Source organism: Bacteroides sp. AM32-11AC (assembly GCF_003603515.1).
In the GTDB taxonomy this organism is placed as follows: Bacteria; Bacteroidota; Bacteroidia; order Bacteroidales; family Bacteroidaceae; genus Bacteroides; species Bacteroides uniformis.
Genome location: NZ_QTNH01000014.1, coordinates 76462 through 89997 on the forward strand (window position 1 = coordinate 76462; position 13536 = coordinate 89997).

8 protein-coding genes are annotated in these 13536 nt (G+C 46.1%); 5 read left to right on the forward strand and 3 right to left on the reverse strand.

Annotated elements, in window-relative coordinates:
* Window positions 1-7 precede the first annotated feature (7 nt).
* Together DW800_RS15300 and DW800_RS15305 are read right to left on the reverse strand one after the other, a co-directional pair.
* Window positions 8-3409 carry a TonB-dependent receptor gene (locus tag DW800_RS15300; RefSeq protein ID WP_117680916.1) on the reverse strand — a complete coding sequence of 1134 codons (3402 nt, stop codon included), beginning with the start codon at window positions 3407-3409 and terminating at the stop codon, window positions 8-10.
* A 235-nt stretch (window positions 3410-3644) separates the two neighbouring features.
* On the reverse strand, window positions 3645-4658 hold the full coding sequence (locus DW800_RS15305) for a FecR family protein (protein ID WP_117680908.1): 1014 nt from the start codon (window positions 4656-4658) through the stop codon (window positions 3645-3647).
* Between the two features lie 137 nt (window positions 4659-4795).
* On the opposite strand from DW800_RS15305, the gene DW800_RS15310 reads away from it, so the two are divergent.
* From DW800_RS15310 to DW800_RS15330, 4 genes are all read left to right on the forward strand, one after another.
* A complete protein-coding gene (locus DW800_RS15310) occupies window positions 4796-5374 on the forward strand; it encodes an RNA polymerase sigma-70 factor (RefSeq protein ID WP_022401932.1) in 579 nt (192 codons plus the stop codon).
* 377 nt (window positions 5375-5751) lie between these two features.
* Window positions 5752-6246, forward strand: coding sequence for a hypothetical protein (locus tag DW800_RS15320; RefSeq protein WP_008665232.1), 495 nt, complete (start codon window positions 5752-5754; stop codon window positions 6244-6246).
* Entirely contained in the window at window positions 6243-7172 is a 930-nt protein-coding gene (locus tag DW800_RS15325) for a ThuA domain-containing protein (protein WP_039162911.1), read from the forward strand. Before DW800_RS15320 ends, DW800_RS15325 begins: the two co-directional genes overlap by 4 nt.
* A gap of 5 nt (window positions 7173-7177) precedes the next feature.
* Window positions 7178-9592 carry a glycoside hydrolase family 9 protein gene (locus DW800_RS15330; RefSeq protein WP_057255725.1) on the forward strand — a complete coding sequence of 805 codons (2415 nt, stop codon included), beginning with the start codon at window positions 7178-7180 and terminating at the stop codon, window positions 9590-9592.
* 77 nt (window positions 9593-9669) lie between these two features.
* On the opposite strand, the gene DW800_RS15335 is transcribed toward DW800_RS15330, so the two are convergent.
* Entirely contained in the window at window positions 9670-12303 is a 2634-nt protein-coding gene (locus DW800_RS15335; protein ID WP_005831983.1) for a valine--tRNA ligase, read from the reverse strand.
* 186 nt (window positions 12304-12489) lie between these two features.
* Here DW800_RS15335 and DW800_RS15340 point away from each other — a divergent pair, with 186 nt between their 5' ends.
* Window positions 12490-13536 (forward strand): DUF3810 domain-containing protein, encoded by a 1047-nt coding sequence (locus tag DW800_RS15340; protein ID WP_005831985.1) that lies wholly within the window; start codon window positions 12490-12492, stop codon window positions 13534-13536.

The following is a 13536-nucleotide window of genomic DNA, read 5'->3' on the forward strand; positions in this document are numbered from 1 at the left end:
TTCAGAATTAAAAGTTTATGTTTAACCCAAAGTTATAAGTTCTCATCAACGGATATGCCAAGTTGGCTCCCCAATCCCTTTCCTCACGTTCGGGGTCAGCATCCTTCAAAGCCTTGTTACAGAACGTAAGCAGATTTGAACCATTGACAAAGATACGGGCACTGTTCAACCCGATTCTTTTCATAAATGATTTTGGCAGATTGTAACCGATCTCCATACTCTTCAAACGGAGATAAGTAGCTTGCGGAAGCCAAACGGAAATACCATAATTCCATCTACTACCATTATCCGAAGTATTAGAGAAATTGTGGCGTAATGCCGGATAATAGCCGGCTACCCATTGTGTGGCAGGATTATACGGATCATCTGTTATATTTGCAGGATGCCAACGATCTACATATTTCGCAATTAAATAAGATTTATTTGTCTTGCCACCATATCCCCAAACATCATCATTGGCATATCCGATGGAGTAACCGGAAGCTCCTTGAAACAGCATATTGAGATCAAAATTCTTATAAGAAGCCGCCAAAGTCAACCCATACTGGATAGGAGGATTTGCACCGGTTGCCCAAAACTCCGGAACACGGTCACTGCTGTTAATTCTACCATCACCATTCAGGTCAAGCAATCTGTAACTACCCGGAAGCATCTTAGAGTTACCCAAGTTCCCACCAATCAAAGGAGCCGTTTCATACTGTTCCAAAGAAGTATATTGGCCATCGTATTTATACAACCACATCACATTACTGTTACGGTTTTCCTTTCCATTCAGCCATCTATCCATAGAACTGGTATATTCTGCATGTTCCACATGCAGACTTCTTTCACGGGCATACGTAAAATTAGCACTTACTGAATATGAGAAGTCCTTACCGATTTGTCCTCTGTGTCCCAATTCAATCTCAAAACCCCGGTTCCGGTTAGAATTCAGATTTTCCTTCGGGAAACTTGCACCAAATGTATCAGGAGCAGATTGTGCACGGTCGGCCAAAATGCCTTCATTCTTACGATTGAACCACTCGATAGTACCACTCAACTTACCGTTCCATAAGTCAAAATCCAGACCTACATTGGAAATAGAAGATGTAACCCAAGAAAGCCGGTCAGTCACTACACCAGGAGCTACCATACCCATAATCTGGCTGGCACCATCAAAAACATAACCATTAGAAGCTGAATTATAAGCAGATACATATTGGAAAGGATCACCGGCATCATATCCACTTTGCCCAAAAGAACCCCTGATTTTCAAATTAGTAATAAACGGCAAATTGTCCTTGATGAAACTTTCTTCCGAAAGTCGCCATCCGGCACTTACCGACGGGAAGAACGTCCAACGCTTAGAAGGAGCATAACGATAAGAACCATCATAACGCCCTACTACTTCCAACAAGTATTTACCGGCATAATCATAGTTCGCACGCATCAGATAGGCTGCTAAACGGCCAAAACTACGATACCCTGAATTGGTAGCTGTACCCGGACTTGCCTGATTCAAAATATCATTAGTAAATAACTCTGAATATTGCCGGGAACCGGATAATTCATCGCGTCGTGTACTGCTCAACTCTGCCACAGCTGTCACATTCAAATTGTGCTGATTGAAAGAACGCATATAATTAGCCTGCAACCTACCATAAATCTTCTGATATATTCTCATCGTATTGGAATAAGCATCAGTACTACCTCCCGTACCGGCAGGCGCATCTGTATAATAATCATACAACGGATAAGAACGATTTAAAGAAGAGTTGTTACGATTGTTACCGTCAAATGACCCCAAAAGACTCAATGCCAACCCTTTTACAAAAGGAACTTGCCAATTCAATTCCACATCGGCAGAATACGTCAGGCCTCTGTTCTTGCGATAACCGTCTATATCCGGATCAACCAACGCAAAAGGATTCTTGTTTTCAGGACCGATTGCAGACAAATGATTGGGATTATTAATCGTATGAGTACCGATACCACGGTCATTAACCATCAAAGTCTTAAAAGTCCACATAAAATCCTCTCTCGGCCTTTGGGTTTCATCCCAACGCCCGGACAGATTCACATTCAGTTTCAGCCCTTTCGTAAGCTCTGCAGTCAGGTTACTTCTCAGATTATATCTATGATAGTATTGGATACCACTCTTCAGCAAACCATTATCGCCATTATAGCCGAAGCTCACATAATATTTCACCTTATCCGTTCCGCCTCTCACAGAAACAGTATGCGATTGCTGGAACGCCAGTTTATTCATAAACATGTCAATCCAGTTATTGTCTGTATAACCCTTAGCCCCGGTTCTATACAGTTCCAGAATATCGTCAGTGTATTCAGGGGCAGCCTGGTCATTACGTGCCCTTTCATTGGCCAACATGCGATAAGTATAAGCATCTACCGTTTCTTCCATACCCGTGGCATTCTTCATACCGAACAATGCCGAGTAAGATACTCTGGTCTTTTCGGCCACACCTTTTTTGGTAGTAACAATGATTACGCCATTAGCCGCATTCATACCATAAATAGCGGCAGAAGCATCTTTCAAAATAGAGATACTTTCTATATCCTCAGAATTCAGCTGTGCAAGTTCTTCAGTACCTTCACGCGTGATACCATCAATTACCACCAACGGGTCACCATAACCGCGAATGCTCACCATATTGTCGAAAGTTCCCGGCTCTCCGGTTTTCTGGCGAATCAATAGTCCCGGCATCTTACCTTGAATATTGCTAATCAGATTCTCGGTCTTGGTCGTAGCTATTTCATCAGCACCAATGGCTGCAATGGCACCGGTCAGTGATTCTTTCTTCTGTACACCATATCCTACAACAACCACTTCATCCAATATCTCAGCATCTTCTACCAAAACTATCTTGAACGAATTTCGGCCTGCAACCTTTATGTTTTGTGTCTTATAACCTACATAGCTTATTATAAGAGTAGCATCAGAGCCCACATTGGTCAGAATGAAATTACCGTCAATGTCTGTTATGACACCGTTGGTAGTTCCCTGCACCAAGATACTGGCACCAATCACCGGTTCACCGGTTGCATCGACCACAGAACCTTTCACCGTCGCAGCCTGCAAAGCCATCTGTACCCCATCAGCTCCTACAGCTTTATCATAAAGGATTATATTACGGTCCAATACCTTATAGCCTATATTGGTTCCTTTGAATACATCGTTCAGAACCTTGAATATGGTTTTGTTATTTGCCCGGACCGATACACGGCGCTTAACGTCAATCTGCTTGTTGTTGTAGAAGAAAACGAATTCAGTACCCTGTTCCAATTCTGTCAGTACTTCATCAACGGTCTTGTCTTCAAGAGCAATGTTTACCATTGTCTTTTGAGCATAACCTTCATTGGCAAAAGTCATACCAACCAAACAAAACAACATAAATAATGTGCATCTCATAGCAAGAGGAATTTTTTTCATGCATCTCATCAGGACACTTTTTGCCCTAAATGATTGGATACAATAGTGTTTTTTCATAATTTTGTATTGATTTCTAGTGAAAAAATAAAGTTACTTTATCTGTCGCCAAACAGATATTTAAAAGTTACTGTGTTTCATGCAGGAAAATGCGCCAACATTTTCCTGCATGTTTTTCTAAACGGACTTGTGTTTCATCATACTACTTTTTAAAGGGTTAATAAACTTCTATTACCTGTCTCTCGGCATCCACATCACCATCTTCAACAAACTTGAAATGAATATTCGAGGATATTCGGAAGTGCTCCAATATTCGCTCCAAACGTTGTTTGGTAAATGTAGCCGTAAAGGAATTCTGCTTCAATGAAGCCTTTTTCAGAATGAATTCCACATTATATCTTTTGCTCAAACTCTTCAATATATCTTCAAACGGAGTGTTCCTGAAAATCAAACGTCCGTCCTTCCAACATGTTTCCACGTCTACATTGACTTCTTTCACAACGACCTTTTCCCGCACTATATCATAAATAACCTTTTGCCCCGGCATCATCATTACATTATTCCTCCTGCCGTTATTCACATAGGAGAAACTGACTTTACCCGAAACCAAAGTGGTCTGTACCGTCCTGCTCCCTTTGTAAGCCTCTACGTTGAACTCCGTTCCATGTACCACTATCTTGGAATTGTTCAGCGTGCCGACAATGAACTTCTTTTCATCTTTTGCGACAGAAAAGAATGCTTCACCCACCAACTTCACTTCCCTTTTATCATCGGCAAACCGGGAAGGATAGCGCAACGACGACGACGAGTTCAGAACGACTTCCGTTCCATCCGGCAATTCGACAGAAGTAGTCATTCCCGGATTTGTCCTGACTTCCATCATATGTATCTCTTCTTTATCCTTGTCCCAATAAAGGATAGACCACGATACCATCAAAGGGATGAATAAAATGGCGGCCGCCCGTTGCATCCCTCTAAATAATACCTGATACCTATTGACCTTTTTCTGTTTCATCTTACGATGTACATCCTCCAAGGCCTTCTTTACATCCAGCCTGGATGAAATCTGCGCCATGTCCGCCGCCAGACCGAGTGTCTGAATCTGGCGGGCTGTCCTGCGGTTCTCTTCCGATGCTTCCAGCCACTCCTTTATCAGAGCAGTTTCATCCTCCGTTGTCTCTCCTTCATAATACCTGAGAAGCAGGTTCTCCATTCCCTCTCTTTTTACCATAATTTTTATTGCTAGCTTTAATCTAAAGACAAACGGGTGAAAAGAACTCCTAAACAAAAAACTAAAAATATTTTATATACTTAGATTATAATAGGAAAAAAAGCTATTTTTGCCCAACAATAATGAACCCCCACCCTATGAGAAACATACCATTAGAAGATACATCTTTATTATCCGCCATACAAAAAGGAGATAGAAGTGCTTTTGATGTGTTATTTCAAAAGTACTATTCAGTGCTCTGCACCTACTGCTATCGTTTTGTCCGGTTGGAAGATGCAGAAGAGATTGTTCAGGACGTCATGCTATGGCTTTGGGAAAACCGAGAAAGACCCGTTATCGAATATTCGCTCAAGCAATATCTGTTCAAGGCTGTCTACCATCGTTGCATGACCCGGATTGCCCAAAATGAAGTGAAGCAACGGGCAGACACCGCTTACTATGAACGAATGTTCGCCATGCTGCAGGAGGTGGATATCTATCAAATCAACGAATTAAGCAAGCATATACAAAGGGCCATCAACGAACTGCCGCCTACTTATAGGGAAGCTTTCATCATGCATCGTTTCCAGAATCTGAGTTACAAGGAAGCTGCCGAACTACTCAACGTTTCCCCAAAAACGGTAGACTACCGCATCCAGCAGGCTTTGAAGATTTTAAGGGTCAAGCTGAAAGATTATCTGCCACTGATATTGATGCACCTGCTCACCTCGCATTAAGACCATACATAAGCGGAACGTCCCCTATACCTTGTCGGCTACACACCGGGACTTAGCCCTAAAGAGTATAGAACTGAGAGGTCAAAACATCCGGATGTTTTACCCCAATACATGGGGATGTTTTCACCCAAAACACCCGGATGTATTACCCAAAAACATCTGGGTGTATTACCCAAAAACATCCGGGTGTTTTAATGGAAAGGATGCGGATGTTATGACCTCTCAGTATACGGGTCAGACCGGTTCAGTCCTGATGGGAGAGGCACTAAGTCCCTATACATCCCGTGTTCATTAATTATTCTAAAAAAAGTTAGGGAAAACTCCGGGCCACCGGTCATATAAGCAAGAAGTAACCCTATTATTATCATAACCTCAAAATGCACGCAATGAGAAAACTGATTATCCTATTGTCGGCGCTGGTGTACGTCATCCATGCACAAGCGCAATTTTCAGTGACAGCCCATCAGGAAGGATGGGACAATATCCCTCCACAAGTACAAAAACCGGGATTTTCCTTTCAGCAATCCGTATTTGCCAATATGGATGGGGACGATGCCCTTGAAGAAGTAATGCTTTTCGGACGTGACAACGGGCACTACCCCACTTTCGACCTTTTCAAGGCCTACTATGCAATCGTAGACAACTATACCAAAGAAATACAATACATTTCCGACGAGATTTATGTCACCGACAAGTACAATCTCCTTGTAGAAGACCGCAACAAGGACGGCATCTCCGAGCTCTACATATCCTACTTCAAAGACGGAAAGTTCAGCGTAGACGAACAAGGTTACAATCTGCGCACCACACGCTGCTACGACCGTATAGAATGGAACCCTACTGGCAAAAACTTTAAATCTTCCGGAAAATGAAAACAAGACTGACACTTATCCTGGTACTCCTTATTTATATAGGAGCTGCCTCGCACACACACGCACAGCAAAAGAAAGTAATCAAAACCATGATGATAGCCGGGCAGGACGGCAGCCATTACTGGCAAGGCGCCTGCGAAGCCATGAAGCAGATATTGGAAAACAGCGGAATGTTCAAAGTGGACTTCGCCTTTACACCCGACTTTGGTGGAGACATCGCTACCTTCAAACCCGATTTCCACCAATATGATTTAATCGTCATCAACTACGGCGGAGCTACATGGACAGAGCCCGTACGCAAGAATTTCGAGAAATACGTTGCCGATGGAGGCGGTGTGGTAGTGATACATTCTTCCGTCGTCCCGATGGCCGACTGGAAAGAATACAACGAGATAATAGGCATGGGGGCATGGGACGGACGAAACGAAAAGGACGGTCCGTATCTGTACTGGAAAGACGGACAATACGTCTACGACTACTCTCCGGGGTATGCCGGCTACCACGGCTTGCAGCACGAAACCGTCATAGAACACCGCGCCCCCCATCATCCTATCCTGCAAGGATTGCCTCCTCAATGGAAACACTTCAAGGACGAGATATATACCCGCCTACGCGGTCCGGTAAGAAACATGGAAATATTGGCAACCGCCTACGAACGCGGACGGCATGAACCGTTGATGTGGACAGTAAGCTACGGGAAAGGGCGCATATTCGTCGACCTCCTGGGGCACTGCGGCAACGACCCGAACATGACTTACTCCATGCGCTGCACCGGTTTCCAGGTGACTTTACTCCGGGGATGCGAATGGGCTGCCACCGGCGCCGTCACCCAAGAAGTTCCCACAGATTTCCCACTGAAGGATACTTATACATTACGTCCGGAGTTCAAGGCTCCTTTTCATGCTTACCCTGAAACCAAACACTGAATACCATGAAATACATCATCCGAACACTGCTGCTGGCATGCTGCTGCATGCAGGCACAAGCACAAGCTCCGTGGAAACCCGATACGGAACTGGAGAAACAATTACAGCAAAGCAATCATGTGCACCGCATAATGAAAGCTAATCCCGCACACGCCGGACTGACGCGGTGGGAAAAGAAAAAGGTATTGAAAAGCAGGGTACTCCCCCTGGCCGAAGATTTCGGCGCTCTGCGCCACACCGGACCCGGAACCATACATGTGGACCGTAAAGTCACTGTCTCAGGCAAAGGAAGTGTCCGTCTGGACACTCCTGCCTCCCTGGGCAAGAAGAATCCAACAAACCGGAATTACGCCACCCCGGAGATTATCCGTCCCCTCGACCGGGAAGACTTGCGGGAATACAACCGCTTTGCCGTTTGGGTATATGTGGATGCACCGGGCGTTTATCTGACCTTTGCCGGATTCACCCTATACAATGAAGGAGAGAAAATCATGCCGACTCCCGGACGCTTTGAAGGACAACACTTCGAGACTGTCTATCCCAACAAATGGCAGCACATCATATGGGAGATACCGGACCTATACCGTGACTGTGTCACCGGCTTTTCGGTAAACATCATGCTGGCAGGTGCTCCTGCAGGAGCCAGCGAACGCATGAGCCTATACATAGACGACATGCGCATCGAAAAGGTAGAAGCGGAAAACAGCCGGGGATTCGATCTGCGAAAAGATGCAATGGCCTACTGCCACAGCGGATACAAGCCTGGAGCACGCAAGCAGGCTTTGGTGCAGCACATGCCGGAAAGGACTTTCAGCCTGCACGATGCCGCCACGGGACAAACCGTTTATCAAGGTACGGCCAGTCCTCTGAATCAGGACAAGAAGCTGGACAAAGGATTTCTTGTACTGGACTTCAGCAGTTTCAATACGCCCGGACAATACTTCCTCTCCATCGGTGATGTACAATCAAAGCCTTTCCCCATCGGAAATGATGCCTACCTGTCTACCGCCTGGCACACGCTGAACTTCTTCTTTTCCGAACGTTGCGGTTTCGACCAGCCCGGCATTCATCAGGAATGCCATCAGGATGTATTCGCCTATCATCCCGACGGACGGAGCATGAGCATTGCCGGAGGATGGCACGATGCAGCCGACCTGACTCAAGGAACGGGAAATACAGCCGAATCGTGCATCGCCCTCCTCGAAATGGCCGGTGCCGTACAAAGCAAAGACAGTATCTTCTACGAACGCCTGCTGGAAGAGGCACGCTGGGGAGTGAACTGGATTCTGCGTACCCGCTTCGGTGACGGCTACCGACTGGGTGGACTGATTATCGGCATTTGGACAAAGAATATCCGTGGTGACAAAGACGACATGCAGACAGAAGCACGAAATACGCCTACGGACAATCTGAAAGCCGCTTCCAGTTGCGCACTCGCCGCCCCTCATTTTGAAAAGAAAGACCCAGTGTTTGCACGGTGGTGCCGGAACAGTGCCATTGAGGACTTCCAATTCGCCATCGACCTGCTGGATACACAAAGGACGGAACAGAACGAAACAGAACTTTATGCCCTTGCCACCGTCACAGCCATGCGTTTGTACCGCCTTACACAAGATGTTTACTATCTGGACTGGGCAACCCGGCTGGCACGTACCGTCATGGCGGGCCAACAGTTGGAAAAGCGTACCGACTGGAAAATCCCCCTACGAGGTTTCTTCTATGAATCTTCCCGGAAAAAACGTATTCTGGCCTATTATCACCAAAGCCAAGAGCACTTGATGGCTGAAGGACTCTCGATGCTACTGACAGATGCCCCTACCCATCCGGACGCCCCGTTGTGGAAGGCATCCTGTGAAGCCTATGCAGACTATCTACGCGGGATTTCACAACTGATTGAGCCGTACGGCATACTGCCAAGCGCCGTATACGAGGTGGATAATACCGATTATAAGAATCTGTACCACGAAGGAGAGCAGGTAGGGCTTCCCAGCCTGGAAGAATACAATGCACAAGTGCGCAACGGCATCCCTCTCTCGAAGGATTTCTATCTGCGCCGTTTCCCCGTCGCCTATCAGTTCAGGGGATTCCACGCTGTTGTCATGGGCAAAGCCAAGGCTGCCTTTATCCTTGCACGCCTATTCAATGATAAAGCGTTAAGGGATATTGCAACCCGCCAGGTAGAATACATATTAGGCTACAACCCGTTTGCCATGAGTACCGTTTATGGAGACGGATATGACTATCCGCCGCTTTACGGGGCATACGCCGGAAATGTTGTGGGAGCCGTGCCCGTAGGAATCGAAACATTCGAAAATGAGGACGAACCCTACTTCCCGATGCAAAATAACTGCACTTACAAGGAAATCTGGACACACACCACCGCACGCCTGATGTGGTGCGTAGCAGAACTGTTCAAATAAACAGTTCATTATACCGCTAAAAAAAGCTCCGGAGTTGAAGGTTCCGGAGCTTTTTCTCTGTTTTATGTGATGGACAGTTATGCCTTTTTCAATGCTGCAATACTTTCCTTGAGAGATTTGATGATACTTTCAGCATCTGCCTGCTTCTTGCGTTCCATCTCAAGAACGGCGGCAGGAGCATTATTCACAAACTTCTCGTTACCCAGTTTCTTCAGCACACCCTGCAAGAATCCTTCCTTATGCTTCAGTTCGGCCTCCATACGGGCTATCTCGGCTTCCACGTCAATCATATTACCCAAAGGTACGGCATATTCCGTAGTACCTACCATGAAGGAAGCAGCACCGTCGGCCTTGTTCTCCACTATATTGATGGAGGAAAGGTTACACATTTTCATGATAACCGCGTTGAATGCCACAACCGGATTCTCACCGATAACCTGCAACTCAAGTGTCTCTTTTTGGGCGATGTTCTTCTGCAAACGGATGGAACGGATATTGCTGATAACCTCTTTCACCACTTCAAACTCCCGGATGATATCCTCATCTACCAATGCCGACATTGACAACGGGCTTACCATCAAGCTCTCACCGTCTGTACGGTCGCAAAGATGCTGCCACAACTCCTCTGTAATAAATGGCATGAACGGATGGAGCAGATGCAACAAGTTATCAAAGAAACCGATAGTTGCTTCATACACTTTCCGGTTGATGGGCTGGCCGTATGCCGGTTTAATCATTTCCAGATACCAGGAAGAGAATTCGTCCCAGAACAGTTTGTAAACAGCCATCAGCGCTTCACTCAAACGGTACTTGCTGAACAAATCAGCCACTTCGGCAGCCACTTCATTCTGCTTGGCCTCAAACCAGCGTATTGCCAGTTCTGAAGCTTCCGGTACCGGAACTTCCGCACTGACTTCCCAACCTTTAATCAGACGGAAAGCGTTCCATATCTTATTATTGAAGTTACGTCCTTGCTCACACAGTGCATCGTCAAAGAGGATGTCATTGCCAGCAGGAGCTGAAAGCATCATGCCCATACGTACACCATCGGCACCGTATTTCTCAATCAAATCCAGCGGGTCGGGAGAATTACCCAACGACTTGGACATCTTACGTCCCAGCTTGTCACGGACAATACCCGTAAAATAAACATTCTGGAACGGCATCTTACCTTCATATTCATAGCCTGCCATAATCATACGGGCTACCCAGAAGAAGATAATGTCCGGACCGGTCACCAAGTCGCTGGTAGGATAATAGTAGTTTATCTCCTCGTTACCCGGATTGTTGATACCGTCAAACAAAGAGATGGGCCACAACCAGGAGGAGAACCAAGTATCCAGGCAGTCCTCATCCTGACGAAGGTCTTCCAGTTTAAGGTCTGCATTACCCGTTTTCTCTTTTGCCAATGCCAAGGCTTCTTCGGGAGTGGCAGCCACTACATAACCACCTTCCGGCAAAAAATAAGCAGGAATGCGATGCCCCCACCATAACTGGCGGCTGATACACCAGTCCTTGATATTTTCCAACCAGTTCTTGTACGTATTCTTATATTTGGCAGGATAGAACTTCAACTCATCATTCATCACCGGCGGCAAAGCCATGTCGGCAAAGTGCTGCATCTTCAAGAACCACTGCATGGAAAGTTTCGGTTCGATGGGCACGTTGGTACGTTCGGAGAAACCTACCTTGTTGGTATAGGCTTCCACTTTCTCCAACAGACCGGCAGCAGCCAGGTCCTTCTCAATCTGCTCGCGCACATCGAAACGGTCCATACCGATATACAAGCCGGCAGCTTCACTAAGCGTTCCGTTATCATTGAAGATGTCAATGCTCGGCAGATTGTACTTCTCACCCAGCATGTAGTCGTTCACATCGTGGGCAGGAGTTACCTTCAGACAACCGGTACCGAACTCTATATCTACGTAATCGTCCTCGATAACCGGAATAACACGTCCTACCAACGGAACAATCACCTTCTTACCCTTCAACCAGGTATTCTTGGGGTCATTCGGATTGATGCACATGGCTGTATCTCCCATGATGGTTTCAGGGCGGGTGGTAGCAACCACTGCATAACGTCCTTCGGGGTCACCTTCTACCATATACTTCAGATAGTACAGCTTGCTGTGCTCTTCTTTGTAGATTACTTCCTCGTCACTAAGTGCGGTCAGTGCCTTAGGGTCCCAGTTCACCATGCGGACACCACGATAAATCAGACCTTTGTTATACAAGTCAACAAAAACCTTGAGCACGCTTTCACTGCGTTTCTCATCCATAGTAAAAGCTGTACGATCCCAATCGCAAGAAGCACCCAGCTTGCGGAGCTGCTTCAAGATGATGCCGCCATGTTCGTCAGTCCATTCCCAGGCATGCTTCAAGAACTCGTCGCGGGTAAGGTCTGTCTTCTTGATGCCTTGTGCGGCAAGTTTGTTCACCACCTTGGCCTCGGTAGCAATGGATGCATGGTCGGTTCCCGGCACCCAGCAGGCATTCTTGCCTTCCATGCGGGCACGGCGTACCAGAATATCTTGTATGGTATTATTAAGCATGTGTCCCATGTGCAACACACCGGTGACGTTGGGGGGCGGGATGACGACGGTGTAAGGCTCACGACCATCGGGTTTCGAACTGAATAATTTGTGGTCCAACCAATACTGGTACCACTTTCCCTCCACGTCAGCGGGATTGTACTTACTTGCTAATTCCATGTTTTTAAATCTCTATAATTAATTTATTGCGAATAACGGGCGCAAAATTAATGAATTAAAATTTAAATATATATTTTTGTCCCTACAAAATGAGTCAGGAGTTAGTAGGAGTTAAAGGGAGTTATCGCCCTCCGGGCTTAGGAGTTAGAGGTCGATAGTCCTCTTAATGGTAGGTTGAAAATAAAAATGAGAGACAAATTGAAAATCCGGTATGTCGTATTAATCGTATTACTGTCTGTTGTATGGGCAACGCAGCTCATTCCAATATTGGGAGAAGTATATGCACAGTCTGTATATCCGGTGATTTCCCATTTCTTGTCCTCCTTTTCAAAACTCATGCCTTTTGCCATAGGCGACTTGTTTATTTTCCTCAGTGTACTCGGACTTCTTTTCAATCCAATCAGGGCACGCTATATCCAAAAGAAAAAGTGGAAACAGATTCTGCTGAACGAAATGGAATACTTGCTGTGGATATATGCATGGTTCTATCTGGCATGGGGACTGAACTACTCACAGAAAGATTTCTATGGCAGGACAAACATTCCTTATACTGCCTATACTCCCGAAATCTTTCAGTCATTTGTAGACAACTATATAGACAAGCTGAATGCTTCCTATACAGATGTCACCTCCATTGACGAACCATTGGTCTGCCGGGAAAGCGTACACGGATACAACCAAATCAGCGATACGCTGGGGATACATCGCCCTCCCCACTCCTCTCCGCGCGTGAAGACCATGCTTTTCACTCCGTTCATTTCCATGGTCGGTGTTACGGGAAGCATGGGACCTTTCTTCTGCGAATTCACGCTGAACGGCGATTTGCTTCCACCACAATATCCTGCTACTTATGCCCACGAGCTGGCACACTTTTTAGGCATCACCAGCGAGGCAGAAGCCAACTTCTACGCTTACCAGGTCTGCACCCGTTCGCAGGTGAAAGAGATTCGTTTCAGTGGGTATTTCTCCGTACTCCCACATGTGCTGGGCAATGCCCGCCGACTGATGAGCGAAGAAGAATACGCAGAACTTTTCAACCGGATACGTCCTGAAATCATAGAACTGGCCCAAAAGAACCAGCAATACTGGATGGAGAAATACAGTCCGCTCATCGGAGACATCCAGAACTTTATCTACGACTTGTACCTTAAAGGAAACAAGATTCAAAGCGGACGCAAGAACTATTCGGAAGTAATAGGCTTGCTTATCTCATACGAAGAATGGAAAAACTAA

Bases quoted from the DNA above. Each gene is read 5' to 3' on its own strand.
- DW800_RS15320 (WP_008665232.1), top strand. From the start codon at position 5,752: ATGCACGCAATGAGAAAACTGATTATCCTATTGTCGGCGCTGGTGTAC.
- DW800_RS15340 (WP_005831985.1), top strand. From the start codon at position 12,490: ATGAGAGACAAATTGAAAATCCGGTATGTCGTATTAATCGTATTACTG.
- DW800_RS15305 (WP_117680908.1), bottom strand. From the start codon at position 4,658: ATGGTAAAAAGAGAGGGAATGGAGAACCTGCTTCTCAGGTATTATGAA.
- DW800_RS15310 (WP_022401932.1), top strand. From the start codon at position 4,796: ATGAGAAACATACCATTAGAAGATACATCTTTATTATCCGCCATACAA.
- DW800_RS15335 (WP_005831983.1), bottom strand. From the start codon at position 12,303: ATGGAATTAGCAAGTAAGTACAATCCCGCTGACGTGGAGGGAAAGTGG.
- DW800_RS15325 (WP_039162911.1), top strand. From the start codon at position 6,243: ATGAAAACAAGACTGACACTTATCCTGGTACTCCTTATTTATATAGGA.
- DW800_RS15330 (WP_057255725.1), top strand. From the start codon at position 7,178: ATGAAATACATCATCCGAACACTGCTGCTGGCATGCTGCTGCATGCAG.
- DW800_RS15300 (WP_117680916.1), bottom strand. From the start codon at position 3,409: ATGAGATGCACATTATTTATGTTGTTTTGTTTGGTTGGTATGACTTTT.